This is a genomic window from Mesorhizobium sp. M3A.F.Ca.ET.175.01.1.1, from assembly GCF_004791945.1.
Classification (GTDB): domain Bacteria; phylum Pseudomonadota; class Alphaproteobacteria; order Rhizobiales; family Rhizobiaceae; genus Mesorhizobium.
This window is the reverse complement of the sequence record NZ_SRTP01000140.1, coordinates 1-368: the sequence shown is the minus strand read 5'-3', so window position 1 is coordinate 368 and position 368 is coordinate 1. Positions and strand designations below refer to the sequence as shown.

Annotated in this window: 1 protein-coding gene; it reads left to right on the top strand. The window is 67.9% G+C overall.

The features are described from left to right. On the top strand, positions 1–368 hold a 368-nt coding region (locus tag EN818_RS31090; protein WP_135906646.1), incomplete at both ends, for an aldehyde dehydrogenase family protein.

Genomic DNA, 368 nt, shown 5'->3' with positions numbered 1-368 from the left:
CTCTATGCGGGCCTCACCGACAAGTTCGAGGGCCGTGTCCACCAGCCGCCGGCCCGCGTCGTGACACTTGCGTTGCACGAGCCGGTGGGCGTCGTCGGCATCGTCGCGCCGGACAACCAGCCGCTGCTCGGTTTTATCTCGCTGGTGGCGCCGGCGCTCGCCATGGGCAACACGGTGGTGGCCGTCCCGTCCGAGCGCCACCCTCTGCTGGCTACGGATCTCTACCAGGTGATCGAGTATTCCGACATTCCGGCCGGCGCCATCAACATCGTCACCGGCCGTAGCGCCGAGCTCGCCGGCGTGCTGGCCAAGCATGACGATGTCGATGGGCTCTGGGTGTTCGCCGATGCCGACACCTGCGCCAAGGC